The following is a 26,436-nucleotide window of genomic DNA, read 5'->3' as shown; positions in this document are numbered from 1 at the left end:
TCTTCGTTATTACTCCACAATGCTCCATTTCTTAATCAAACCGTTCTGTTTCAACTCCATCCAAAATATCCTCTAATTCTGTAAGAAAGTTTAGTTGTACAGGAGCAGGGATTTGCTCCATCCACTTTTTTATTTCAGGTAACTCCTCAGCTTCATCTAGATTTGTTGGTTTTGGATCAAGAGTTGCCCACCATTTCTTTAATTCGTCGATAAATTCATAAAAGTAGCGTTCAAATCTTTCTGCCCATTCTGCCCCGTCATCACCGGAAGTCTTTTGCATCATATTCCACGCCTCAATTGCTGTTTCGAAATACTCATCAATCAATTTCATTTCATAAAGAGCTCCTTTCACCATACTTCCATATACGTTTCATTCTCTCATATTAACAGTAGAACGGTTAATTCTGTAATTAATTCTACTTTTTAAACAAAAAAGCACCCAAAATAGGGTGTGTTGATATGTAGGAACATTTTATGAATACCACTTTTGCAACATCCTAGATTAGCCCACCTTCTAAAATAGCCTGCCTAGAAAATGGTTTAAAAAGGTTTCTGCTTCAACCTGAGTACAAACCTGAATTTTCGGCTCACCTTCAGCATGTGCTACCGTTCTCCCTGTTTCTTCCCCCTCTAAAACAACCTTTACATTCCATTTTTCCTTCTTTACAAAACCAGAGTCTATCACAACTCCTACTGCAAGTGGGTCATGAAGGGCACATCCGCCAATTCCCGGGTTAAACGTTTCATATGCCTGCATATAAAAACTGGTCATATCCGCAAAAAATTGCCCCACATCCGTACCCGAGGCTCGCCAATCTTCTAATGTGGAATTTGGTAATAGTGTCTGCATCGTGACATCAAGACCTACAACGGTTACGGGTAACCCTGATGAAAACACACATTCTGCTGCTTCAGGATCGGTTATTACATTTGCTTCACTATATGGAGTGACGTTCCCCTTCACAAAAACAGCACCACCCATAATGACTACCTCTTTTACAAGAGAGACGATTTCAGGGTTCTTTTTCACCGCAAGTGCTAGATTCGTCAGTGGTCCGACCGCAATGATTGTAATTTCGTGTGGACGTTTTTTCACTTCGCTAATGATATAATCCACTGCACCTATATTTTCTGCTTCCATGAAAGGAGCTCTTCCAACCTGGTTACCCAGCCCATCATCGCCATGAACATGTGTAGGAAATTTCTTAGCTGGCCTACAGAGTGGTTTATCAGCTCCCATATACACTGGAACACGCTTTCCTAACTGTTCTAAAATCACTAATGTATTGCGGGTGGTATATTCAATAGGGCCATTTCCAAAGCATGTTGTAAGACCAATTACCTCTAACTCTGGAGAATTTAAAGCATAGGCAATCGCCAAAGCATCATCAATCCCCGTGTCGACATCCAATATGACTGACTTCATGAAACCTCACTCCATTTATGTTTATTTATGTACTTGCAAAAATTCTTCGACTTCCTTTTTGGTTGGCATTCCCGTTTGCGCACCTAGCTTTGTAACGGAAATGGCCCCAACCACATTGGCAAATCGACAAGCCTCTTCAATTTCTAGCCCTTCACATAAAGCATAGGCTAATGCACCGTTAAATGAATCGCCTGCACCAGTAGTATCTACAGCGTCCACCTTGATACTTGGAATTTCTATTTTTTCGCCATTTTTATATACCATAACCCCTTTAGATCCTTTTGTGACGATACACTTTTCCATTAACTTTCCTACTATTTGATTACTTTCGTCTATGGAAGCAAACAGCAGTGTCTGCTCATGTTCATTCGGTGTTACATAATCCACCATCTCTAATAATTCCTGTGGAAGCTTTTGAATCGGTGCCGGATTTAATATCGTCAGAACTCCATGCTTTTTCGCAAGCTCTGCGGCTCTAATAACACTTTCAATGGGAATCTCTAATTGCAATAAAAGAATACTGCTAGCTTTGATTCTTTCTTCATGTTTTTCGATAATCTCCGGTGTTATATAGTTATTTGCTCCGGGAACAACAATAATACTATTGTCTGCTTCCGATACTATAATAGAAGCAATTCCAGTAGAAACACCCTTAACTTCTAAAATATTTTTCATATTTATTCCCTGATTAGTTAAATGATCAACGAGTGTTTTACCAAAGGAATCGTCTCCCACAGCGCCAATCATCGTTACATCACCACCAAGACGGGCCGCAGCCACAGCTTGATTTGCACCCTTCCCACCCGGAATCGTATGAAAAGATTGACCCAACACAGTTTCTCCAACCTTAGGTATCTGAAAAGTACTTGTCACTAAATCCATATTAATACTTCCAATTACGGTTATTTGCCTACCGGTCATATCCCCACACCCCTTTCATATTCAGAAACACATTACTACTAAAATTTCCAATTCACAATTAAATATGTCCAAACGTAAAATATCTCACTATCTTCCATTACTTATTTTCGAAGAAAACTAAAAAAAGAGAAACATTTGATATTTATCTTCGAATGCTTCTCCCCCTAAAAAGTGGATATTTACTATTTCTGTTCGCTAACTCATTGACAATTTGTCCAAATCTTGCTTAATTGTATTTACTAGGATTTCATCAACCCATTTTCCTGTTTGTCTTAATTGATCTATATAATCCAATATTTCTTCGCCGTCTTGAATTGCTTCTCGTTTATTACCGTGACTTATGTGTACCTTCATCCTTGCATGCAATGTCTCAATCAAGGTATGGAATTTTGGTAAAATGCCCTCTTTTAACAAATTCCTTCTATTATTAATAGCTTCATCTAAATCATCCAGTCCCCCACTAACATCGCCCGATGCACACCGACCTTCACCACGATACTTTAAAGCAGATGAAAAATAATCTCTATTTGGTAATTGGCCGTTCTGATCTAATGTTCTGCAAAGGTCAATCGCCTCAGTACAATATTTTAAACCTATATCATATTGCTTATTTAGATTATAAGCATTTCCCAACATCATGATAGTGCTGGCCAATTGACTAATATCGATTAATTTTCCTTCCATAAGTGACTTTCTTCCAAGAGTGGTCGTAGCTTCAAATTCCTCTATTCCAGATTCGTAGTCACCTAAATCCAACGAAATGGTTCCTCTACTCATAATAATATTAAGAATCAACTCGCTTGAGACGTCAATTTGATTTTCTTCGAGTGATTGTAATAGCTTAATAGCCTCGTTAATATCTTCTAAAGCCTCCTGGAACCGTCCTTGCCATCTGTAGGTATATCCTCTTTGTTCCAAGTGTTCCGCCTGACTGATAAGGTCGACAGGTACTTCTTGATTTAGAAGATTGTTTCTCAGATTAATAGATTTCGTTAAATCCTCAACTGCTTGATTAAAATACCCGGCACGACGATAAGCTGCTCCTCGTTTCGCATAACTTAATGGTAATGAATCCGGATCAGGTAACATTTGCCTTTTAAACAAGTTTTCTTGCCTTTTAATCGCTTCATTATAATCTTGAAAAGCTTCTTTATACTTCATTAATAAATAATAGGCCTCACCACGCAGCATATAGCGATCAGCAATGTCCGTTTCCTTACCTTGCACGGCCTCTAATATCGTTAATTGTTGATTCAGTAACTGAATGCGACGTACTCTCAGGTATTCTACTACGGAATATTCCTTAAGATAGTTTGCCAATTGATGACTAAATTCCACGAACGATTGATTATAGATCTGATTCGTTATATTTTCATCATTTATAAATTCTAGATAGTTTAAGGTGTTGGTTATAAGATAAACCTCTCCATCGCATTCCACACTCGCCCAATTCATTTGCCGAGGGTTTTCTTTTAAATAGAGGATATCCTCTAACCAACCTTTGGTTAGCTGATCTAATTCTGTTTCATATTTTTCAAAAATCAATTTTTTCCATTCGTCGTGAGATATGGTAATGAGGTTCCCCCGATAGGACCGATCCACTTTAAGGAAAATACGTAAATCTAATAAATAGGCCAAAAAGGTAAAGGTTGGCTTATCCTCTCCAGATAAATAGGAAATTTCTCTAAACGTAAGGCCTTCAAAAGCTCCTGAAACAATCAAGAGAATCCGTCTAAGATTCTCATAAAATTTATTCCCATACATGTCATGCAGCTTGTTTAAATAAAAGCTAAACAACTCAGATCCTTTTGGAAGATCCTTTACATCAAGTTTCCCTTTATATGTAATATGCAGCTCTTTAATCGCTTTTAAATATAAAAAACGATTTTCTGCCTTTATGATTAATTCATCAAACAGTTGTTCATGTTCTTTCGTCATTGTACTGTTAGACAATAACTCCTTCTTTAAATATGAGACCAAGACATCACGGTTTTGTTCATAATCTCGTTTGTACTTAAATTGCTCTGTAAAAGTGAACTGATCCAAATTAAACTGAGTAAAAGGTGTGAGTTCTTCATTCATTCTGCTCGTTAATAGAATGTACACCCCATCATCCAACATGGTTTCATCCGGTATAAAATCAAAAATCGATTCCTTCACTTGTCCTGGAATCTCATCCAAACCATCAATAACAAGAAGTAATTTATCATGCTCAAAGTGTGTTCGATGTTCCTCTGAAAATTCATTAATCATTCGGGCAAATTCGCCCTTTTTATTCTTACTATTTGAATGGACTCCCTCTATTCCAACAATCCGGTTTTTTCCGTCCTTATCTTGACGTAAAATATCATGAACCCTTTCGGAAAAATAATTCATTTTATAACTGAACGAATCGTTAATGTAATAGGCCCGAACCGAACAGTTTAATTGCTCCTGATACTTATTTAATGACATTTCATCTAATGCTCTGGTAAAGGTTGTTTTACCTGTTCCTCGCTCCATTTGAATCAAGAAAAGACCTTTCGGATGTTTATTAATAGCTGTGGAAAGGTCATCAATGAGATACCTTGGACTTTGAAAATCCTTTACTTCACCAATTTTATTAAGAATCTCTGCTTCAATCATGGAATACGTTCGATCGTCCACTGTTGACCTTTTGGGGATAATGAAATCTAAATCCCGGCGTGTTCCTTTTATCAATTCATTGACTTCCTGATGGGTTTTCTTTTTACCCTTTGTATAATCAAGCACCATTGTTTTGTCTTTATTAGAATAATAGGTATCAAAAAAATAGATGCTGTTATCGCTGCTTAAAATAAAAGGGAATAAAGGAACTGTTAGATCCGCATTTAACCTTACTGAAATATCAGAAGTGTCATTTTCAATATGGGACATGGCCTCTTCACCAGAGAGTCGATGTGCATTCCCGTGCTGCTTAAGATAAAGGTGGATTTGCTTATCTAATTCCAACGTTTCTATAAAATAAAGTCTTAGGGCTTTCAGTTTTTTCACGAGATCCTGACGAAAGTCTTCATCGATATCAAATGATAAGGCACCATGGCCTAATTTATTATTTCGCCAGTTTACGATTTTCTCCTCACTAAATAATTTTAATGTTCTTTTTAACACTTGCTTCAGAGTAGGATGAGTAGAAGGTAATTTGATTAACTTACCTCCAATTTTCTCCCAATCACCCAGAGAGAGAGGCTTCTCTAACATCGCGACCAGAACCTTTATTTCAGCATCTGACCTTTCTCTAAGAGAATAAATATTACTGACACAAATTAAGACAGGAAATTTAAGCAATACTTCCATAAGGTCCTTAATCTGCAACATCGCACCAAAAGATTGACCTTCCTTAAGTAATTTGTATAAACGTGCGTATTCATGGGCAATAACGGAAGTGCTGTTCTGAAATGCTGGATTAAACCAAAGTTGCTCATCGTCACATAACTTACGAAAGAAATGATCTCCATTAGAATCAGTAGAAGATGATTCCTTTTCAAGTTGAAAATTATGATTTTTTAAAGCATTAATGATCCTTATTCTAGGACCATTCTTAATTTTAAGACTATCTAAAACTTCTTCACTAAATGAAATTAAATCTTCAAACGTTACCTCTTCTTCTTCAAATTTTTCTATGTACTTTTCTAAATTAAGTGAAATCAAAAATTGATTTAGATTCATATTAACACCGCCTGAATAAACATCTTTTATTTCTAGATAGTCCTGCCTTTATACTAATCAAGGAAATCACTATCTTAGTAAAGTAATAATTTTTTAATACCAGTGTAATAATTATACAATTATTTTACAGGTTTACAACCTACCCTTTCTTCACATGTTTTATCTTAATCTTCTCTTCTATGTTTCTTATTACTGAATGGATATCTGCATATCCTTGATAACGAACATACATGCATTGTTTCCTTTAGAAGCAAATACTTCTTTCATTTCCTCTTTTTCTGCTTATAACACCCTATTAATTCTCTTACCTAGAAAAAAAATTAAGGAGCAAAATTCAATTGAATATTTGCTCCTTAATTTTTTCATATTCGAAATAACTCATCTGAATTATTTTATTCTTGGTGCAAATGGAGCAAATTGTAAAGAGGTTTGAATTCAACTTATACTGGTTCTGTTGAACAGCATGTTGATTCAGTTTTCATGATTTCTGCATCGCCCTTAGTATAGAAGAACTCCCACTCGTTACCATCTGGATCTGTTACCCAGAATTTATCTTGAGTTGCATAGCAACAGGTAACATCCATCTCTTCCCTTGCAAAAAAGCCTAATTTTTCTAAACGCTCTTTTTGTTGAAGGACTTCTTCTAAATTTTCCATTTGAAAACCAAAATGTCCAACCTGGTTCCCTGAAACTGCGTCTTTCAAGTTTAAAGTAAAATTAAGAGCAGGGTCATCAAGTAAAAATTTTGCATAGTCTGCTTTTACCTTAACGGGCTCCGCATTTAACACCTTTTTGTAAAATTGAATGGATTTTTCTAAATCAGTAACATTCACTCCAACATGCATTTTCATTCGTAACAACTCCCTCATGACCATTTTATAAATCAAATATTTTTGATTTATAATACGTAAATCAACTTTTTTTGATTTATAATTACAGTATATTAGCAGTTTTTTCTAATTACAACCCTTTCATCAAAAAAAATTGATTTTTTTATATGTATCATTTTATCTCATCAAAAATATAATAAAACATAAGTTTAAATCAATTTTTTTTGATTAAAACAGTTGACACATGAAAATAATGGATATAATATAAATGCATCAAGTTTAATTGATTAAAGAAGCAGGTGATAAAAGTGAAAGAAGAAATTCAATTACAAGATATATCCTTAGATGAAGAGTTTGAAAAATATGAATCAAAATTCAAAGCTATGGCTGATAAAAAGAGACTTCAAATCATGAATATTTTAACTCAAAATGGCTCTATGTGTGTGTGCGATTTGGCTCCCATGATGGATATGGCTCAATCAAAATTATCTTATCATTTAAAGATTTTATTAGACGCTAACATAATCAAAAAAGAGACAAGAGGCACCTGGAGTTATTATGAACTAAATCAAAATGAACTAAATCGTTTATTGTCCCATGAACTTTGCTGTATCTTTAAGCCACCTAGTTGTTAATTTTTTTAGGTTTTAAATCAATTTTTTTTGATTAATATATCAATATTATTTGATTAATAGGAGGAAATTAACATGTTTAATGAGTATGAAGCATATCAATTGATAAAATTACGCCAAGAGGACGTTGAAAGTAAAGCGCAAAATGCCTTGAAAATGGAAGATTTCTGTAGGGACACATTATTTCAAAAGGTAGTTAAAAAATTTACATCAAAACGACAATTAACTACCGTAAAAACAAATTGTGATTGTGTGTGCTGTTTTTAGCAATTTGTCTTTTAGGGAGGTTTTTATTTTGACTGTTAATCATGCTGGTACCTTGAAAAAAGAGTATTTCCTCTCCTATATAAATTTAGTAATGATTTCTCGAAATTGTTCCTTGCAACAGGCTAAGGATATAACCATGAACTTATTTTTCCAAAATGACCCAAGACGTTACGGTAACCAGACTTACGAACGATTTTTGGATGCCTATCACCAATTGACTAAGGTAAACAACCATGAATAAAACACTGTGTAGGATTTATGAAAAAGGAACTGCAAAAAAGCAGCTCCTTTTTAACATTAAAATCGCCCATTTAATTCGACTAACTTGTTTTTGATAAAAGGATTGATTTCTTCAGGTAATTCATTAAATTTAACAAATCGTGCTTCTATTCCTTGATTGCTTCCTATTGAAAATGATATAAGTAATTGCTTATATCATTATTATTAATTAAGCCCAGAGTCAAAAAGCTCTTGGCTATTAATTTCATTCTTACTCACCAGTGTCAGCAAAACGTTTAATGCGTCCACTGATTTCATCACGTACACGTTGGAAGAATGCCCATTTTTCTTCGTCTGTTCCTTGAGCTTTAGCTGGATCATCAAACCCCCAATGAACTCGCTTTACCTTTGGTGGTGTGATTGGACACTTATCAGCAGCGTCTCCACAAAGAGTTACTACTAAATCAGCATTGTTCAAATACTCAGGATCGATAATATCAGAAGTATGAGTTGAAATATCAATTCCAGCTTCTTTCATAGCCTTTACAGCATTTGGGTTCAATCCGTGTGCTTCAATTCCTGCACTTCGTACTTCCCACTCATCACCTAAGTGTTGTTTTGCCCATCCTTCTGCCATTTGACTGCGGCACGAATTACCTGTACATAAAAAATAAAGTTTTTTCTTTGTCATGATGTATTCTCCTTTTTGTCTTTAAAATTTTATTTAAATGAGTAATAACCATATATAGAGACCAACCAATGTAATGAACAAAGTTGGTATAGTTAAAACAATACCCGTTTTAAAATAGGTTCCCCAAGAAATCTTAACTCCTTTTTGCGATAAAACATGTAACCATAATAAAGTGGCAAGAGAACCGATAGGGGTTATTTTAGGACCTAAATCAGAGCCAATCACATTAGCGTATATAAGAGCTTCTCTAATTACACCAGTTGTATTGGTATCTGCAATTGCTAATGCATCAATCATAACAGTTGGCATATTATTCATAATTGATGATAGAATTGCAGCGATAAAACCCATTCCAATGGTTGCTGCAAATAATCCTTGGTCAGCTGTTACTTGAATAAGGTCAGCTAACACATTGGTTAATCCCACGTTTCGTAAACCATAAACCACTACATACATACCGATTGAAAAAAATACAATCGCCCATGGTGCTCCTTTAATAACTTTTTTTGTTTCGACTGCATGGCTTCTTCGCCCCATAAATAAGAAGAATATTGCCACTATACCTGCAATAATAGATACAGGAATATTTAGAAATTCACTAATAAAATAACCTGCTAATAAAATTGCAAGGACTACCCAAGACAAACGAAACATCTTTTGATCTCTAATAGCTTCGACAGGTTTCTTTAAATGAACTAAATCATATTTCTTAGGTATGTTCCTTCTGAAGTAGATGTATAAGACTAAAATACTTGCCACAAGAGAAAATAAATTTGGAACAAACATTCTTGAGGCAAACTCTGCAAATCCTATTCCAAAAAAGTCAGCAGAAACGATATTTACAAGATTACTTACGACAAGTGGTAGTGAAGTTGTATCAGCTATAAATCCACTCGCAATAATGAATGGAAATACCATTTTTTCTTCAAACATTAAATTTCGCACCATTGCTAAGACAATCGGCGTAAGGATAAGTGCAGCCCCATCATTAGCGAAGAATGCTGCCACGAGAGCACCCAGAATGCTCACATAAACAAACATTTTAATTCCGTTGCCTTTAGCTGCTCTTGCCATGTGGAGTGCTGACCATTCAAAGAACCCAATTTCATCTAATATTAAGGAAATAATGATGATAGCAATAAATGAAAAGGTCGCATTCCATACAATTTTGGTTACTTCAAGAACATCCTGGAAGTCAACCACTCCAACGATTAGTGCGAGAATTGCACCCCCACAAGCGGACCAACCAATGGATAAATTTCTTGGTTGCCATATAACCAGAATAAGCGTAATTAAAAAAATCAATGATGCGAGTATCGTGGATACCAATGTTGAAACCTCCAATTATTCACATGAAATTCGTAAACCTTGCTCTTCTAATTCCTTTAACCTAAAATCTTGGTTTGGAAGGTGAAGTAATAAATCTTTAACCAATGGAAAATACTCACTATCTTTATTTAAAGAATAGATTATCCATTGCCCTCTTCTTGTTTCCCTCACCAGCCCAGCATCTTTTAACTTACGAACATGTTGACTTATGGCTGGCTGACTAGTTTTAAATATTTCTACAAATTCGCAGACGCAAGCATCATGATTATCCAGAATTTTAATCATGGTTAATCGGGTTTTATCCCCTAATAACTTTAGAACATTGGCAGCACGATCTAAATCAATTGCTGCTTTGCTCGACTCTAACATTTTTGGCCCTCCTCGACATAAGCAAATAATAATATCCTTATAAAGAGATTGAATGAAGCATTTGATTTATTTTTTGCAAGGATGTACTTTCTATGCAAGTTAACCCTTACGAAACTAACTTCATTTATCAATCGATATATAACTATCCGCTTATATAATAATTTACTTATAAATAAATTTCAAGTAGCCGAATGTAAAGATAATGTAAAAAAAAGATTGATAACAGTGGTCATCAATCGAATATGTGAATCTATAATAATTTCTCCATTGCCATTACATCGACAAAATTCCCATCTAAAATACCTTGGTTTTTAAACACCCCTACTTCACGAAAACCCATTTTTCTATACAATGCTTGACCCAATAGATTAAAAGGAAATGTAAAAAGCACCATTTTATGAAAAGCATTTTCTTTAGCGATGGTTACTAGATGAACGAGTAGTTTCTTTCCTATTCCCCTTCCTCTATACTCCCTAGAAATGTAAACAGAAATATCAGCAACTCCATCATAGGCAGCTCGTTTACTGTATTGGTTTAGTGAAGCCCAGCCAACAATTTTCCCCTCTTGTTCAGCTACAATTACTTTAAAACGGCCTTTGTGTTTTTCATACCAATCCTTCATGTAAGAATTATCCTTTAATTCAACTTCTAATGTAGCTATTCTATCCTCAATTCCTTGATTGTATATTTCCTGTATGCAGAAAATGTCAGACTCTTTAGATTCCCGGATAACTATGTCTACCAACATCCTTTTACCTCCCAATTGAACAGGGTCATGTCGACCCCTTTCTAAAATACAAATCTTGAATAAGCAAAATTACTCCATTACTTGTTTTTTCTATGAGGAGTAATCTGTTTCTCTATTCCTTATCTTCCCTCCAATTTGTCCCATCATATTTTTTAAGTCATTCCCAGATGGATTCTGGAATAAATGAAGTCCAAATTCCGGTGCTACTGCAAAAAGGTGATCAAAGATATCGGATTGTATGGTTTCATATACATCCCAGCGAATATCATTGGTAAATGCATAAATTTCTAGTGGCAACCCCATTTCAGTTGGCGCCAGTTGTCTTACGAGTAATGTCATTTCCTGACTAATTCCTGGGTGATGTTGAAGATATTGGTTAATATACGCTCTGAAAACCCCAATATTGGTAAGCGCACGGCCATTGACTGGATTATTTCGATTAATTTCATTCTTGGCATTGTATTCAGCAATTTCAAGTTCCTTAATAGTTATGTAATCAGAAAGAAATTGAATCGTTTTAAATTTCTCTATCATTTCATCGGTGCAAAACGCGATAGTGTTGGTGTCAATAAATAAAGATCGCTTAATACGGCGTCCCCCAGAAACCTGCATCCCTCTCCAATTTTTGAAAGAGTCGGAAATGAGTGCATAGCTTGGAATAGTGGTAATCGTTTTATCAAAGTTCTGGACTTTTACCGTATTCAAAGAGATATCAATGATATCGCCATCCGCTTCATATTTAGGCATTTCAATCCAATCTCCTACCCGCACCATATCATTGGCCGCTAATTGAATACCAGCTACAAGTCCTAATAGCGAATCTTTAAACACAATTAGAAGAACAGCTGATAATGCACCAATCCCGCTGAGAAGAATAAAAGGACTCTCCCCCATCAAATTAGCGATAATAACGATTCCACCGAGAATGAAAACAATAATTTGAACAACCTGAATATATCCTTTGATTGGCTTAGTCTTGGAGATTTCAAAGGTTAAATAAATATCATTAAATGCTTTTAAAAAGCTATTAATGACCATTAGCCCGACAATAATTATATAGGTTATGGCTCCTTTTTCTATTAAATCCTGATAGTCAGGAAAGGTAGATGAAAAATAGTAAATAATAATTGCCGGAACAATGTGAGATAACCTGTGAAATACTTTCCTTTCTAAAAGGATATTATCCCACTCGAATTTGTTATTCGTAATAATATGAGTAATGATTCTCAACACAATCTTCTTCGTAACAAAATTCGCAGCTATACAGAGAACCCCAATAAAAATAATCATAATAATAGCAGCAAGATAATCGGTAAGGATTGGGTCCAAACCAAATTCAAGCAGTCGATTGTGAATAAGCTCCATATTCTTCCCCCTTGTATGGCTTCATGTCGTAGTCAATACGTTAAATTCACTATCCAAACACTCATTCTACATTTATTTTCCCTAATAGTCGATGCATTCATGTATTTTTGGTACCATCCTCTCTTACTTAAAGCTAAAATCATAAAAAGACCCTTTAGGTAATCATCTCTAAAGGGAATCAATGCTATTTCATTGTATGGTAAATTAAATGTTTAAAGCTTAAATAGGTTACTTTTGTTTTTTCCAATACCAAAGGAGACTAAAAAGTAGAAAAGCTGCCATTATGACTGCAAGTACGATTAGGCTGAATTCCGACATATTTTCCATAGAATCAAGCCATCCAATTTTTTTCATACTGAACAGACTTACGTTAAATACAACCCCGATTGAAATAACTGACCATATGGAGGAAGTACGTACATATATAAAGCCATAAATAAGACCTAAAGCAGCTCCTAGAAGCTGCATCCAGATTCCACCTGGAGACTGAACAGCTGCAATGATTAAGGCGATACCTAAAATTGGCCAAAAAACCGGTACACCTTTTCTTGCTTCGTTAAACATAATTCCAATAAATACAATTAATTCTAGTGCAGTTGTTATCACTGAAGAAACAACTAAAGTTGTAAAAGATACAGAGTTAAAATAGGTTTCGGTAAAATCATTTAATGATGAAATGTTATGATAGAGCAACAATTGCATTACAGCTGCATTTAATAATGTAAATGCAAGTCCAATTGCAACCATATAAATCAAACTGCCTAAACTTATCTTTGAGAACGCAAATATCCTCCAAAATCTTACTGTCTTTTGTTTCAGTAACCTGTACTTAATTGTATAAACAAGAGCGGATAGACCAATGGTCGCTGTCAAAACTATAAACAACTGGATTGCTATGTTATCGCCTGTTCCGAACTGTCCCCATCCTAAGATAGGGTTCAATATAAAATTGTATAGAAGGATGACCACAATCATAACAGCCAAATAGAGCAAATAATTTCCTATCATCGATAAATAATTTTTCAAAAAGAACTCCCCCTTTAATAGAAAACCTTATCTATCTGTTTTATGAATATTCCAATCTATAAAACCGTATTCCTTCTATATAATAAAATCCACATCAAAAAGCCCTTTTCGTTAAGCCGAAAGGGATACTTAATATCATTCAATTTTTGCTTCTCTATTATGAAGTTAAGAGAACAATAACCTAAAAAAGTCGAATTCCTTTTTTCTAGGATCCGACTTATGAATAGTATTTATTTACGATTTAAAAAATTGATAAGTATCCACCTTATTGGAATTTCCCTTAACCTGCTTCAACGACGCTACGATAAGAAAGCTCACAATTACTAATAAGAGCCATGAACTCACCTTTCCGAGATGGACGAGACTCCATACATCGGTTTGGTTTGGATATTCCCAAGCGCCAAAGAAGGTTGCGATATTTTCTGCTATCCATATAAAAAATCCGATGAGCACAAAAGAAAATGCGAGTGGCATTCGGTAACGAGTTCCATTAACCTCGTATGTGACCCATGATTGCCAGAAAACAATCAATACCAGGCCAGATAGCCACCAACGAACATCAATCCAAAAATGGTGGGTAAAAAAATTAAAATAAATCGCAGCCGCAAGAGGCACCACCACCAAAAACGGCGGCCACTTTACCAGTTCAACCTTTAATCTCCTCCACGCCTGGCAAAGATAACTGGCTACACTTGCATACATAAACCCACTATACAAAGGCACAGTTAAGATTTTGAAATATCCTTCTTCTGGATAAGACCAGGAACCCATGTGTGTCTTGAAAACTTCAAGCGCGAGTCCAATTAAATGGAACAAGGTGATAACCTTTAGTTCATCACGAGTTTCCAGCCCCGAACGCACCATCCCCCACTGCATGAGAAGGCAGATGATAAGAAGCCAATCATACCGTGGCAGGAAAGGAAGTGATACGATTTGTGTAAATGCCAAAGAGGCAAAAATAACGACAGGAAACAAACATGAAAGGGCCTGCTCCCAACCAAAACGAAACAATTGTTTTAGTGCTCTCATGACTTTTGCCTCCATAGTTTTTTTTGAATATTTGAAGTCCTGCTTATGGGGTGTCCTCGTCGCTTCGGTATTCTAGAATATCTCCAGGTTGGCAATCTAAGGCTTTACAAATCGCCTCTAATGTAGATAATCGAATCGCCTTTGCCTTTCCATTTTTCAATATAGATAGGTTGGCCATCGTTATTCCAACTCTCTCCGAAAGTTCAGTTACGCTCATTTTCCTTTTAGCTAGCATCACATCAATATTGATTATAATCGCCATAATTATCACCTCAGACCGTTAAGTCATTTTCAGATTTTATATCAATCGCTTCTTTTAAAAGTCTTTGAAGGACAGCTGCAAAGACGGCGATTACCATTGAAGCAAAAACGGGAACCATTCCGATAATAACGAGACCTGGTGCATCGTCTAGCTCAGCTATTAGAAAAACAAATGGCAATATTACCAAATACAATCCACTGATTGTCATGGCACAGATTTTGATATTCTTGAGAGCTATAACAGACAATTCAGAAAAGGCTTGGTTCTTGTCTATATGGCTTAAAAGTTTAAAAGCCTGATACAATGCAACAAAAAACGGGATTGCTGATACATACATACCGATTACAATAGGATATAGCATATATGCATAATCTGGATTTGCTGGATTTTTAGGTAACCACGTTAACCCAAATATAGCCAAAGCAAGAACTGGAGTTCCAATTAGAAAAACAGCCATCCTTAAAAATAATGTTGACCCTCGTTTCATAAAAAGCACCTCACTAATTTATTTTCTATTTGATATTAACATGGTATTTATCGTTTTGCAATAAATTATTATCATTTTCAAACACTATCTTATCGTTATACTGAGGTCCTTTTATTTTCGACCAAGATAAAGTGCATTCCCTATAAAGACTAAGCACCTGAGCTGATAATTAGACGGAAAAATTCCGCTTATTTATTAATTATTGTTAAAAAAAGTCTAAATAAACGGAGAGATTCCGCCTATTGGCTCGAAAAATTTGAAAATAAGAGATTTTGCTTTGCATAATCGGAAAATCTCCCCTTAAATACTCCGAAATGAGCTCTATTCTGCATATAACCGGAAAATCTCCGTTTATTTTACTTTTGCTGATGACTCACTCGAATAAAACTTATTTAATAAGGAGTGAGTTTTATCTCAAAAATCCAAGATAATCTCATTTGATGATTACAGTTAGGTTTTATCTTAATATTATTTAAAAATCCAGGTCGTTTTCTATACCTAAATTCAATATTATTTTCTCTGTAAGGTCCATTCTTGATAGAATTAAACTAATAACTCTTTGAAACTCATTGTTAAAAATCATTTAAATAAAGGGGATAGATAGGAATGACAGAATCAAAGGATTGGAAAGATGGGGCTCATGGACATAAATTTATAGCTTCTTTTAGCGGGGGGAAAGATAGTGTCTTAGCTTTATATAAAGCAATGAGGGTTGGAGAAGCGGTTGGGCTGATTGTCATGCTGGAGGAAGAAGGGAAACGTTCCAGATCTCACGGAATGCCTCCGGAGCTTATACAAGCCCAGGCTAATTCTATAGGTTTACCTGTATATACTGCAGCAGCCAGCTGGACAGATTATGAAAAAGTATTTATGCAACTTTTAGAAAAAGCTAAAAATCAAGGAGCCGAAGTGCTAGTAACGGGAGACCTAGATATGCCTGAACATGGATGCTGGCATGATAAGGTTACGAAGAATGCTGGGTTAAAGCTTGGGATGCCCTTATGGGAAATGAATCATCGTGAAGCAGTCGAAGAGTTTATAAATCTAGAATTTGAAACCATCCTTGTTACTGTTAATCTCTCGCTTGGTATGATAGAAGACGATTTAGGTCGGACGTTAACCCATGAATACGTGAAAGAACTTGTAGCTCGCGGGATTGACCCCTGCGGAGAAGGTGGAGAGTTTCACACCACGGTATTAGATGGACCGATTTTTAAACATCCTATTCCAGTTCGGAAATGTGAGATTATTAGAGACGGGGAATATGCTTTTATGCCTTTGGAACTGGATTGTCTTTAACTGTTCGTAGGCTTTTACAAAACCAAAGCCTTAATCCATTCAAATAAATGGTCAGGCTTTGGTTTCTTTACCCCCATATTAATTTAATCTACTTCCCTAGAACGGGCCGACAGCCAAGGGTCAATCGCAAAGGCAAACTGGCCGGTTAAGCAAAGAGATACATGCCCTGCCTCTACATGCTGATAGGTTTTATCTTCACTTGAAATAAGATCCATGATTGGAAGACTTTGTGATTCTAACACTAATTCATCCCTTGTGGAGGTTATCACCAACGTACTGCATTTAATTTTGGTTAAATCCACCTTCTGACCGCCAATCTCCATTTCACCTTTTACTAGCTTGTTATCTTTATATAATTCATTCATCATTTGCTTAAATGCAGCACCCGAAAATGTAACGGCATCTTTCATCCATTTATCCATATTTCGCCACTTATCCACATACTTTTGGTCGTGAGCACGGGTAACCAGGTTAATGGTTGGTCCGATGTTAAATCCTTGTAGGGCCATAAAGATTGCATATAAAAACTCTGATGGGATAACTTCGTAAGCATCTGCAAACCGATCAAAATTGAGCGTTCCGTTTTGAAGTGCTTTTACCCATTTATTAGGGACTATGGCGTTGCTGTAGTCAATTGGAACTGCTGCTAGAACGAGATTTTTGATTGGCAAATCTGTTAGTGATGTCAGCATGGCAGAAAGCATTCCACCAATACAATAACCCACCAAAGATATATCTTTTGCACCTGAATGTCTTAAGGCGCGCTTTACCGCAACTTCAAGATAGTCAATAAGGTAGTTATCCAAAGTGAGGTCCTTGTCTTCCAAGCCAGGAGAACCCCAATCTAGCAAATAGACATCGTACCCCATTTTTGTAAGGTTGCCCACTACACTTCCTTCTTCAGAGATATCGAGAATATACGCTTTATTTAAAAGAGAATACACTAAAAACAAAGGGGTTTTAAACTTTTTCTCTGATGCAGGGTGATACCACAAAACGGATTTGTTTTTTTTCCAGACTGCTTTTCTTGATGTAGACTTAATATCAGGCTTTGGTTCACTCAAGACTTTATAAATAGTGTTCCACCGCTGCTTCTCAGTTTCAAGATTGAGAACAGGCATACTTACTAGTGATTTAACCGCCATCATTTACTCCACCTTCACCCTTATTTTCCCGATAGAACAGGTTCTTCTTTTTTTATCTGCAAAAGCTTCTTCATTGTCTCAATTTCATTCTGCATTTCAGATAATTTTGTAAGCTCCTGTGTTGCTTTTTGCCATTCAAAATGGAGGTGTTTGGTGTATTCAATAATTTCAGCTAGCATTTTATTTTGTTCCTCAGTAGCTTGAGCAAAGCTATCTTGCAAATTCCAGATTTGCTCTTCCAGAATATCAATTTTTTCTTCTGCTTGGACGGTTTGTTTGACTGCATTGGCTACATCATTTTTGGTTGGTAGATTCATATAACTTGCCATTAAATGCCGATTTCTTTTCAACATCTCTATATATCTAGAATTCGCCTCAATGCCAACCTTTGTTATTTGAATCAATGGGTTGTTATCAAGGGTTTGAAATAGTAATCCATTTAAACCCTTTTCCCACATTTCACTTACTTGTTTAATTGAATTAAGTGGATTATTTTCGGTCATGCACTCTCACCTCTGTTATTATATTGTTTACTTCAACTCACTCTTTCTAGTTGTTTTTTCATCATTCCTCCCCGTATGAATGAACACTCATTCATTCCTATTTACCTGTATTTTACATTGAATAATAGTAACTTACAATAGGGCAATTCGAAGATTCTGAGAACAATTTTAAAATGATTTAATAGAGAGAAAACTGCCTTACAAAGTTACCTATTTCTTTCACTGCCTTTTTAGCTTCAGGTAATCTGTTGCTTATTTGCCATACATGCCACATGCCTTCCCAGACATTTAGGTGTACCTCCACCCCTGCCTGACGAGCACTATCCGCTAGCAATTGGGCATCACTCAACAAAATTTCAATACTTCCCACCTGGATAAACATTGGTGGAAACCCACTTAGATCAGCAAAAACGGGAGAAATCAATGTATTATCAAGAGATTCACCTGCTGCGTATGCTTGTGCAGTTAATCGTACAAGATCAGACCTTAAATATGGATCTTTATCGCTGTTTTTCCTATAGCTTTCACCCGAACTTGTTAAATCAACCCAGGGAGACAGACATACTAGGGCTGCAGGTAGTGTTTCAGATTGATTTCTAAGCGTCAAAGTAGTTGCTACCGATAAGCCCCCTCCTGCTGAATCACCCGCAAAAATGATATTTGAAGATTCATACCCTTGCTTTAGAAGCCATCGATAGATAGTGAGAGTATCTTCAATTGCAGCAGGAAATGGGTGTTCAGGTGCAAGTCGATATTCAGGAAGAAGAATTTTTACACCTGATTCAATCATGATTCTTGCAGCCAATGTTCGATGGGTATCAGCTGAGCAATAACCATACCCACCTCCGTGCAAATATAGAATCACCTTATCTTCTTTTGTTTGATTATTTAAAATCCACTCAGCGTAAATTCCTTCAATTTGAGTTTTTTCAACTTTACAATTCTTCGGCAACTTGGAGAATTTCCGTGCAAACGAATCAATTATCTGTCTACTTTCCTCAATTTTCTTTTCTTCCAATTTTAGTTTTTTTGCACCTGCTTTAATACCCTTTTTAATAAAATAACTGCTTACACTTGGCAAAAACAAACCCCTCCCTCACAAGCATGAATAACGATTGAGTGAAAAAATATATTACGTTTCCCTTAAACTAATTTTACCAAAAAATGATTTCAAGCGATTGGTTACTTTTGACAATTTTTCGTAAAAAGCAGGTAACTCATAGAAAAAATTATCTAAAAATTTTTTAAAAAATTGTGGTCGTTTTATTCATCGTGTTATATAATAATTAATAATAAAATAACTGTTATATAACATTGAGGATTGGGGTAGTGAAAATGAACAAAACGGATTCAATCGCACGTAGAATTTTAGGTTGGAAATTAAACAGATGGGATCGCTGGTTTGATTATGAAAAGGGCATTTTCATTCATGATTATGAATTTCAACCTGAGCAAAACCTTGAACATGCCATGCTAATTGTTAAAAGACTAGAGGAATTCGGATTTACTTTTTCAACAGCTGGAGAATCTGAAGTTAGCTTCAATAACATCCGTGCGAAAGGTGAAACATTAGCACAAGCCATCACCAATGCAGCCTATTCCATCATTGAACAACACTCCGTCGCCAACACCACTAGAATCTGGAGTACATTGTGCTAGTCTTAGCATGAATGTAAAATTCAACCATATTTATTAAACATCAGACTAATGCCTAAAAATATGTTAAAATCTAGTAGATATTAATTCCTAGGAGAATACTACTATGATGTATATATGGGCAATTATTGGAAGTTTAGTAGCTACTATTATATTTGATTTGATTTATTCCAGAATTTATTCCAGAATAGAACTTGAACGAGAAATTGAAAAATCGTGGCAAGCGCTGAATGACCAACTTGAACGTGAAGGAAAACCTCGCTGGGATCAAATGGACCCCGATGATGAAGGTAAAAAATAAGAGTCCAAAGACATGAAAGTCTTAGGACTCTATACATAGGTAAATTTAATTTCTATTCCCAATCACTTTATTATTCACCAACAACTGTAAATCTTTCATTAAGATGCTTAGGATTTTCAACTTCATCGATTAATGCAATGGCAAAATCCGCATAGCTGATATAACTTACCCCTTTGGAATTAACAAGAAGGTGATCTTTCCCTGACTGATAAGATCCTGTTCTAAGTCCTTCCGCATCAAATATAGCTGAAGGACTTACAAATGTCCATGTTAAGTCAGTTGTATCCTGTAATTCTTGCAAGTTCCTTCCTTGTCCTTTAGCCGTTGGTTTAACGAAATCGGGAAATTCAGGAGTATCAATTACTCTTACTGTTTTGTTCACGTCGACAAAAAGACTTCCTGCTCCACCGACAACCATTAATCTTGTACGTGTTCCTTTTAACGCCTCAATTAAAGCGTGACCCGCATCCACATGTGCTTGTTCTTCTCCAAGCGGCGCTCCAAAGGCATTAATAACAACATCAAATGCTTTTAAATCATCAGATGTTAAATCGAATACATTTTTCTCCATCACTGCAACATCTTTATCTTGAATTTTAGATGCATCTCTTACGATAGCTGTAACGTTGTATCCCCGATTTAATGCTTCTTTCAATATCAGGTTACCTGCTTTTCCACTTGCTCCAATAACTGCGATGTTCATAATGATTTCCTCCAATTAAATAATTTAGTAGCTTGTTGCCTTTTTTATCGATGGAACAACCTCAGTTGCCAATAATTCAATGTTTTTGGCTACTTTATTAAAAGGTAACCCGCCTATATCCACTTGCGCTAGAAAACGATTATGGCCAAAAAGCTCATGCTGGTGAAGAATCTTTTCGACAATTTGCTGGGGACTTCCTACGAACAAGGCAGTATTAGGACTTGCCATATGCTCAAAGTCAACCCTTGACATCCTTGATCCCATTCCTCTTTGGCGATTGACATAGGACCAATAGTTTGAATAATACGGAAAGAACTCGTCTTTGGCTTGCTGCGCAGTTTCAGCAATGAAAGCATGGCCTGTTACACCTACTTTTAAAACATCATTTGAATGACCTGCTTCCATTCCCGCCTTCCGGTAAAGATCTACAAGTGGTTTGAAACGCAATGGATCCCCGCCTAAAATGGCAAGCGCCATTCCAACCCCAAATTTCCCAGCACGGACGGCACTATCAGGTGTCCCGCCAACACCAATCCAAATCGGTATTTGCTCTTGTATAGGGCGTGGTGATATTTCTGCATTCCTTAAGGGGGAACGAAAATTTCCCGACCAAGTGACTCTTTCATTTTTATTTAGTTGCAATAGCAATTCCATATGTTCAGTAAAAAGCTCATCATAGTCGTTGGTACTGTATCCAAACAGCGGGAAAGACTCTATAAATGCTCCTCGGCCAGCCAAGATTTCTGCACGACCATCTGAAAGCAAATCCAATGTGGCAAAATCCTCGAATAACCGAACTGGGTCAAGCGTACTTAACACACTCGTAGTACTAGTTAGTTTAATGTGTTTTGTTGCTTGTGCAACAACAGCTAAAATGACTGCAGGTGAGGAGGAAGCATAATCCAACCGATGATGTTCCCCTACCCCAAAAACATCTAAACCAGCTTCATCCGCAAGCATTGCCGCTTGAATCATTTCCTCCATTCGTTGTTTGGGGGTTATCGTTTTGTTCGTCAAGGGATCGGGACCGATATCAGCAAGTGTATAAATTCCTATTTCAATGCCGTTATGATTACTAGTAGCCAATGGGATTCCTCCTAATCTAAACTGCTAACTCGACTTTGTTTCCAGATGGGTCATGAGTAATAAAAGTATATTTAAGTCAACCACATCGGCACCAATCTTTTTCAAATTAGAAACTATTTGAATTCGGGCTTCTTCATTAGGCAAAATGAGTGTAAAAGATTCTATACCTACACTATTTATGGAAGGTCTTGGTGCCCCTACCCCATTCCATGTATTGAGCCCAAAATGGTGGTGGTACTTTCCGGCGGATAGAAATAATGTTTATGTTCAATTGTATAGATAGTTACTTTATGTAAGTAAGTATATTAATGTTATTATATATTGTCAAGTAACTAGTTTTACTTTTGTTAACAAATAATATTTTGTGGTATACTAAAAATAAGAGAGGTGTAATGTAGTATGAAACAACCTACTATATGTCCAAAATTTGAAAAAGCCATATCACTACTCAGTCAAAGGTGGACCGCATTAGTTATTTATCAGCTATTATCAGGTTCACAACGGTTTACTGAAATTCAGTCCGCTATTGGCATAAGTGGTAAAGTATTATCCGATCGTTTAAAGGATTTAGAACATCAAGGAGTCGTTAAACGTGACGTTATACCTGAAACACCAGTGATTATTGAGTACTCATTAACGAAAAAAGGATATTCACTTGAACCCATCTTACGAGAAATAGAAAGCTGGTCTCAGCTTTGGGTAACACCGGAAACTGAGCTTTCCTAATAATTTACCCAAACAGAGTTTAAGTAAAAAAAATGAGTAAGGACGGATGTCCCTACTCATTTTTCTGTTGTGAAATTTGCGCTTATACTAACTATAAATAGCTATATATACTTCTGATTGTTCAATTTTGACATTTCCATTTATACTGTTTCGTATCCTAAACGCTCTTTGCATTAGTGACTACTGCTGAAATTTTTCTTTTCTTTATCATCTGACGAATATTAGAAATGCTGAAGATTACTAAAGCGAACCAGATGAATGAAAAAGTAACAGCATGGTCCTTCGTAAACGACTCTCCGTAAATAAGTACTCCAAGCAGTAAACTAATAGTTGGTGCAATATATTGTAAGAAGCCCACTAGGTAAAGTGGAATCTTTTGTGCCCCTATACCAAACCAAAGAAGCGGCAATGCTGTGGCGATACCTGAGCCTAGTAAAAATAAATCATTTTTAAGAGAGCCCGTTGCAAAGCTATGCTGACCATTTACACCTAAATAGGCTAAAAACAATAAAGCAAACGGTACAATAAATAAAGTTTCCAGCAGCAATCCTAAAATTGAATCTACTTTTATTAGTTTTTTTGACAATCCATAAAAACCAAAGGATAAGGCTAATATCAGCGCAATCCAAGGGAAAGTCCCAAGCGATAGCGTCATATAGACTACACCGATCCCGGCCACCAAAAATGAGACTGCCTGCCACCTATTCATCTTCTCACCTAATACAAAAACCCCTAACAGTACGGCGACAAGAGGATTAATAAAGTAGCCTAAACTTGCCTCCACTATATGGTTCGTATTCACAGCAAATATATAAACAAACCAGTTAATACTAATTAATAGAGAAGCAAGGAAAAGTCCAAGCCATGTTTTTTTCTGTTTCATTTGAACTTGAAAAAAGTTTTTTAATAGCTTTCGCTTCATAATGCCTACTATGAGTAGGACAAAGATAAATGACCAAACGACTCGATGCGCTAAAATTTCAAGCGCCGCAACTTGGTCTATAAATTTCCAATAGATCGGTAAAACGCCCCAAAATATATACGCTCCTGCAGTATAGTAAATCCCTTTTGTATTTTCACGTTCCATTCCTTTTTTTCACCTAGTTTCTGTATCATCGTAGTTTGTAAACACTCTCTAAAAAACACATGTAATTATATCACACTATTCTTTTTAAGCCAGGAATATACACTTCTCAATTACTGTAAATTTACTATTACAAATGACTCATTAACAGGAAGTATCTTCATGTAAAACTTTATAAGTATGTTTTTTACCATTAAATAAATAATTTGTACAATAAATAAAAGCTGTAATTGGATTGTTAATTCAATATTTCCCCTTTTAATCAAAAGAGCGTTCCTGCTTTATGTAGGAACGCCCCTTTACTTTAGTTTGGTGAATTCTTTTTTACCATTTATTTGTTTGAATTTCCTTGATTTATTCATTAATCCTTTTTGGATGTATCTTTCACTACATCCCTCGGTTGAAGTGGATTGTTTTCTAAAATTGTTTCTACTTCTTCATACCCCTCTAAAAAAGCAAAGTTATATCTAGCTGGAAGTGCGAAAACATATTCGTTATTTTGACCGAGCATTGTTGGACCAACGGGTGCAGCACCAATATGAAATTCCCCCTTTTCAAGTGAGGACCATTGTTCAAGAGTAAAAATCATAATCGGAATATCTTGTCTTGGTTTAGCTTCCTTCCATTCAGGATGTCTTATTGATAGGATTGGACCACTTTCCATTTGTTGTTGATCTGTAGCTATACCATCCCAGGAATCCAATACAATCTGATAGCCCTCCCAACTTTTTGGTAACGTAAAGGTAAACCCATATTCTGCATTTTCATAAAGGTTTTCTACCGTTTCATTTTGATCTATGTCCTCTTTATCATTGTTATTATCAACTGTAGTTTCTCCTTTACCTTGTTGCCCTTGTTGATTTGAATCGAGACCTACTATCGGAATCGTAAGGATAGCAAATAACACCAATGCAGCAATACCTGATAAACCTAATGAAATCTTTTTCAATATTACAATTCTCTTTTTCTTCTTATCGTATGAACTTGCAAATTTCATTAGATTTTCGTGGATGATATCTTGGGTTTCTTTCGTAAACTTTTTATCGTTATCAGGTTCTGGAAATGATCGAATTCTTTTCTCTAAATCATAAAACCTCTCATTCTTTTTCATGAGAAAATCCTCCTGTACTTTTTTGAAGTGACTTTAACGCACGATGATAGGTAGATCGAACCTTATTTTCATTCCAATTTAGTATGGAGGCTGTTTCAGATACAGAGAGTTCTTTAATGCCTCTAAGGATAATCACATCTCGATAATTTGCTTTTAGTGATTGTATTGCCTGATAAAGCATTTCGTTATTTTCATTGAGTTGGAGAATCTTCTCCGGTGTCTCCTTATCACTTTGCTCATCCCGGAACCAAATCATTTGTTTCATCCTTATGCGCTTCCTTTTTCTCATTTCATCAATCCCCACATGACGTGCAATTGAAATAAGCCAGGTTTTAGGGCTTGCTCTATGCTGATAAGTATCAAAGCTTTTAATAGCTCGGATAAAAACTTCCTGCACCAGATCTTCTACATCACTTGACCCGATGTAATAAACTAAAAAATGGTATATATCTTTGTTGTACAAGTAATACCACTCCGAAATTATGTTGCTATTCATCCGCTGGTCAACTCCATTTTTCCTCCAATTTTTTATACTCATAAATTAGTCGAATCAGTGGAACATTTATGTCACTTTTTACAAATATTATTAAAGATTTTTCACACCAATACGAACGCCCTCTTTAGAAGCAAAAAAAAGAGCTTGAAATTCTCAAGCTCCGTTCAATAATTCTTTATAAGTAACCCTTAGAGAACATTTCATATGTTTTTTCTCGTAAAAATTAGCTTCAGCATTTTTACGTTGACACTTTATCTTTAATGTGAGTATTTTTCTGCTCTCGATTTGCGAATATAGTGGATAATGAATGTCACAACAAATGATAAAACCAAGAAACCAATAAAAATTTCGTTTGCAATGTGAATATCCACTAGCGTTAAACCCATTTTAAATGCAATAAAGGTAATCAAAATGTAGGCTGTAGTTTCAAGTTCAGGTACCCTATCCATTAAGGCGATGAAGAATGTTGCCACACCCCTCATGAGAAGTATCCCAATCATCCCGCCAAGCAAGATGACCCATACTTCTTCAGATACAGCGAGTGCTGTTAAGATACTATCCACTGAAAAGGCTAAGTCCATAAGCTCTACTGAGATAACCGTTGCCCAGAAGAAACCAAATGTTTTCACTAACCAGCCTTTTGGTTGAACTTGTCCTTCGCCTTCTCCTGATTCCTTGTGAAGTAGCTTGTCTTTAAAGAATTTAACTGCAAGCCACAACAAGTAAAGTGCCCCGATTAATTTGATCCACCACAGTTTAATTAAAAAGGTTCCTAAGCCGATGAAGATAAAACGGAATAGATAAGCTCCCCAAAGCCCATATACAAGGGCTTTCTTTTGCTGCTCTTTCGGTAGTGGCTTAACAAATGCAGACAATACCAACGCATTATCTGCGGATAATATACATTCAAGTACGGCTAAAGAAAGGATTAACCCCCAAGCTTTTGGTGAAGTTAACACTTCCGCCCACATATGCCAATCTAACATTGCCGCATAGGTTGATACAATTCCTTCCCACATTTTTCATTTCCCCTTTACT

The 26,436-nt window shown here is 35.9% G+C and carries 30 protein-coding genes; 7 read left to right on the top strand and 23 right to left on the bottom strand.

The features are described from left to right. Positions 1-31: 31 nt before the first annotated feature. The 5 genes from M3189_RS06820 to M3189_RS06800 all read right to left on the bottom strand — a co-directional run bounded on the left by M3189_RS06820 (position 32) and on the right by M3189_RS06800 (position 6,885). Complete coding sequence (locus M3189_RS06820) at positions 32-355, bottom strand: hypothetical protein (RefSeq protein ID WP_251633072.1); 324 nt, start codon at positions 353-355, stop codon at positions 32-34. A gap of 159 nt (positions 356-514) precedes the next feature. Further along, complete coding sequence (locus tag M3189_RS06815) at positions 515-1,426, bottom strand: nucleoside hydrolase (protein ID WP_251633071.1); 912 nt, start codon at positions 1,424-1,426, stop codon at positions 515-517. 21 nt (positions 1,427-1,447) lie between these two features. After that, on the bottom strand, positions 1,448-2,347 hold the full coding sequence (rbsK, locus tag M3189_RS06810) for a ribokinase (RefSeq protein WP_251633070.1): 900 nt from the start codon (positions 2,345-2,347) through the stop codon (positions 1,448-1,450). Positions 2,348-2,542: 195 nt separating this feature from the next. Further along, positions 2,543-6,034 (bottom strand): hypothetical protein, encoded by a 3,492-nt coding sequence (locus tag M3189_RS06805; RefSeq protein ID WP_251633069.1) that lies wholly within the window; start codon positions 6,032-6,034, stop codon positions 2,543-2,545. 440 nt (positions 6,035-6,474) lie between these two features. After that, complete coding sequence (locus M3189_RS06800; protein ID WP_251633068.1) at positions 6,475-6,885, bottom strand: ArsI/CadI family heavy metal resistance metalloenzyme; 411 nt, start codon at positions 6,883-6,885, stop codon at positions 6,475-6,477. A gap of 287 nt (positions 6,886-7,172) precedes the next feature. Between M3189_RS06800 and M3189_RS06795 the strand changes: the two genes are divergently transcribed. From M3189_RS06795 to M3189_RS06785, 3 genes are all read left to right on the top strand, one after another. After that, the gene (locus M3189_RS06795) at positions 7,173-7,499 is read left to right on the top strand and encodes an ArsR/SmtB family transcription factor (RefSeq protein WP_353057401.1); all 327 of its coding nucleotides are present in this window, start codon (positions 7,173-7,175) and stop codon (positions 7,497-7,499) included. 72 nt (positions 7,500-7,571) lie between these two features. After that, a complete protein-coding gene (locus tag M3189_RS06790; protein ID WP_251633067.1) occupies positions 7,572-7,763 on the top strand; it encodes a hypothetical protein in 192 nt (63 codons plus the stop codon). Between the two features lie 28 nt (positions 7,764-7,791). Further along, the gene (locus M3189_RS06785; RefSeq protein WP_251633066.1) at positions 7,792-8,004 is read left to right on the top strand and encodes a hypothetical protein; all 213 of its coding nucleotides are present in this window, start codon (positions 7,792-7,794) and stop codon (positions 8,002-8,004) included. A gap of 249 nt (positions 8,005-8,253) precedes the next feature. On the opposite strand, the gene arsC is transcribed toward M3189_RS06785, so the two are convergent. From arsC to M3189_RS06740, 9 genes are all read right to left on the bottom strand, one after another. Further along, positions 8,254-8,673: an arsenate reductase (thioredoxin) gene (gene arsC / locus M3189_RS06780; protein ID WP_251633065.1), complete on the bottom strand. Its 420-nt coding sequence runs from the start codon at positions 8,671-8,673 to the stop codon at positions 8,254-8,256. 33 nt (positions 8,674-8,706) lie between these two features. Continuing rightward, positions 8,707-10,002 carry an arsenic transporter gene (locus tag M3189_RS06775; protein ID WP_251633064.1) on the bottom strand — a complete coding sequence of 432 codons (1,296 nt, stop codon included), beginning with the start codon at positions 10,000-10,002 and terminating at the stop codon, positions 8,707-8,709. A 15-nt stretch (positions 10,003-10,017) separates the two neighbouring features. Continuing rightward, positions 10,018-10,371, bottom strand: coding sequence for an ArsR/SmtB family transcription factor (locus tag M3189_RS06770; RefSeq protein ID WP_251633063.1), 354 nt, complete (start codon positions 10,369-10,371; stop codon positions 10,018-10,020). A gap of 250 nt (positions 10,372-10,621) precedes the next feature. After that, positions 10,622-11,116 carry an arsinothricin resistance N-acetyltransferase ArsN1 family A gene (locus tag M3189_RS06765; protein WP_251633569.1) on the bottom strand — a complete coding sequence of 165 codons (495 nt, stop codon included), beginning with the start codon at positions 11,114-11,116 and terminating at the stop codon, positions 10,622-10,624. Between the two features lie 93 nt (positions 11,117-11,209). Further along, positions 11,210-12,484 carry a mechanosensitive ion channel family protein gene (locus tag M3189_RS06760; RefSeq protein WP_251633062.1) on the bottom strand — a complete coding sequence of 425 codons (1,275 nt, stop codon included), beginning with the start codon at positions 12,482-12,484 and terminating at the stop codon, positions 11,210-11,212. Positions 12,485-12,712: 228 nt separating this feature from the next. Then, the gene (locus M3189_RS06755) at positions 12,713-13,510 is read right to left on the bottom strand and encodes a CPBP family intramembrane glutamic endopeptidase (RefSeq protein ID WP_251633061.1); all 798 of its coding nucleotides are present in this window, start codon (positions 13,508-13,510) and stop codon (positions 12,713-12,715) included. Positions 13,511-13,744: 234 nt separating this feature from the next. Further along, positions 13,745-14,539: a DUF817 domain-containing protein gene (locus M3189_RS06750; RefSeq protein WP_251633060.1), complete on the bottom strand. Its 795-nt coding sequence runs from the start codon at positions 14,537-14,539 to the stop codon at positions 13,745-13,747. Between the two features lie 43 nt (positions 14,540-14,582). Then, positions 14,583-14,801, bottom strand: a complete 219-nt coding sequence (locus tag M3189_RS06745; protein ID WP_133367729.1) for a helix-turn-helix domain-containing protein — start codon at positions 14,799-14,801, stop codon at positions 14,583-14,585. 10 nt (positions 14,802-14,811) lie between these two features. Further along, positions 14,812-15,288 (bottom strand): DUF2975 domain-containing protein, encoded by a 477-nt coding sequence (locus M3189_RS06740; protein WP_251633059.1) that lies wholly within the window; start codon positions 15,286-15,288, stop codon positions 14,812-14,814. Positions 15,289-15,894: 606 nt separating this feature from the next. Between M3189_RS06740 and M3189_RS06735 the strand changes: the two genes are divergently transcribed. Next, entirely contained in the window at positions 15,895-16,587 is a 693-nt protein-coding gene (locus tag M3189_RS06735) for a diphthine--ammonia ligase (RefSeq protein WP_251633058.1), read from the top strand. Positions 16,588-16,670: 83 nt separating this feature from the next. Here the strand turns inward: M3189_RS06735 and M3189_RS06730 are convergent, their stop codons facing one another. The 3 genes from M3189_RS06730 to M3189_RS06720 all read right to left on the bottom strand — a co-directional run bounded on the left by M3189_RS06730 (position 16,671) and on the right by M3189_RS06720 (position 19,316). Beyond that, positions 16,671-17,732: an alpha/beta fold hydrolase gene (locus tag M3189_RS06730; RefSeq protein ID WP_251633057.1), complete on the bottom strand. Its 1,062-nt coding sequence runs from the start codon at positions 17,730-17,732 to the stop codon at positions 16,671-16,673. A gap of 20 nt (positions 17,733-17,752) precedes the next feature. Then, positions 17,753-18,235: a polyhydroxyalkanoate biosynthesis repressor PhaR gene (locus tag M3189_RS06725; RefSeq protein ID WP_251633056.1), complete on the bottom strand. Its 483-nt coding sequence runs from the start codon at positions 18,233-18,235 to the stop codon at positions 17,753-17,755. A gap of 178 nt (positions 18,236-18,413) precedes the next feature. Continuing rightward, positions 18,414-19,316 carry an alpha/beta hydrolase gene (locus M3189_RS06720; RefSeq protein ID WP_251633055.1) on the bottom strand — a complete coding sequence of 301 codons (903 nt, stop codon included), beginning with the start codon at positions 19,314-19,316 and terminating at the stop codon, positions 18,414-18,416. Between the two features lie 254 nt (positions 19,317-19,570). Here M3189_RS06720 and M3189_RS06715 point away from each other — a divergent pair, with 254 nt between their 5' ends. Together M3189_RS06715 and M3189_RS06710 are read left to right on the top strand one after the other, a co-directional pair. Next, positions 19,571-19,894 (top strand): BC1872 family protein, encoded by a 324-nt coding sequence (locus tag M3189_RS06715; protein WP_251633054.1) that lies wholly within the window; start codon positions 19,571-19,573, stop codon positions 19,892-19,894. Between the two features lie 103 nt (positions 19,895-19,997). After that, positions 19,998-20,192: a hypothetical protein gene (locus M3189_RS06710; protein WP_251633053.1), complete on the top strand. Its 195-nt coding sequence runs from the start codon at positions 19,998-20,000 to the stop codon at positions 20,190-20,192. Between the two features lie 70 nt (positions 20,193-20,262). Here the strand turns inward: M3189_RS06710 and M3189_RS06705 are convergent, their stop codons facing one another. Next, on the bottom strand, positions 20,263-20,895 hold the full coding sequence (locus M3189_RS06705) for an NAD(P)-dependent oxidoreductase (RefSeq protein ID WP_251633052.1): 633 nt from the start codon (positions 20,893-20,895) through the stop codon (positions 20,263-20,265). Positions 20,896-20,919: 24 nt separating this feature from the next. Beyond that, on the bottom strand, positions 20,920-21,981 hold the full coding sequence (locus M3189_RS06700) for an LLM class flavin-dependent oxidoreductase (protein ID WP_251633051.1): 1,062 nt from the start codon (positions 21,979-21,981) through the stop codon (positions 20,920-20,922). A gap of 399 nt (positions 21,982-22,380) precedes the next feature. Between M3189_RS06700 and M3189_RS06690 the strand changes: the two genes are divergently transcribed. Continuing rightward, the gene (locus M3189_RS06690) at positions 22,381-22,707 is read left to right on the top strand and encodes a winged helix-turn-helix transcriptional regulator (RefSeq protein WP_251633050.1); all 327 of its coding nucleotides are present in this window, start codon (positions 22,381-22,383) and stop codon (positions 22,705-22,707) included. A gap of 157 nt (positions 22,708-22,864) precedes the next feature. On the opposite strand, the gene rarD is transcribed toward M3189_RS06690, so the two are convergent. From rarD to M3189_RS06670, 4 genes are all read right to left on the bottom strand, one after another. Continuing rightward, positions 22,865-23,794 (bottom strand): EamA family transporter RarD, encoded by a 930-nt coding sequence (gene rarD / locus M3189_RS06685; RefSeq protein ID WP_251633049.1) that lies wholly within the window; start codon positions 23,792-23,794, stop codon positions 22,865-22,867. Positions 23,795-24,152: 358 nt separating this feature from the next. Further along, positions 24,153-24,902, bottom strand: a complete 750-nt coding sequence (locus tag M3189_RS06680) for a hypothetical protein (protein WP_251633048.1) — start codon at positions 24,900-24,902, stop codon at positions 24,153-24,155. Further along, positions 24,889-25,398, bottom strand: a complete 510-nt coding sequence (locus M3189_RS06675; RefSeq protein ID WP_251633047.1) for an RNA polymerase sigma factor — start codon at positions 25,396-25,398, stop codon at positions 24,889-24,891. Before M3189_RS06675 ends, M3189_RS06680 begins: the two co-directional genes overlap by 14 nt. Before the next feature lie 257 nt (positions 25,399-25,655). Further along, positions 25,656-26,417: a TerC family protein gene (locus M3189_RS06670; protein WP_251633046.1), complete on the bottom strand. Its 762-nt coding sequence runs from the start codon at positions 26,415-26,417 to the stop codon at positions 25,656-25,658. Between the last annotated feature and the right edge of the window lie 19 nt (positions 26,418-26,436).

The sequence above is a fragment of the Neobacillus niacini genome (genome assembly GCF_023715415.1).
Taxonomy (GTDB): Bacteria; Bacillota; Bacilli; order Bacillales; family Cytobacillaceae; genus Neobacillus; species Neobacillus niacini_C.
Note: the sequence above shows the minus strand (reverse complement) of the source record. Positions and strands in the feature narration are given on the sequence as shown.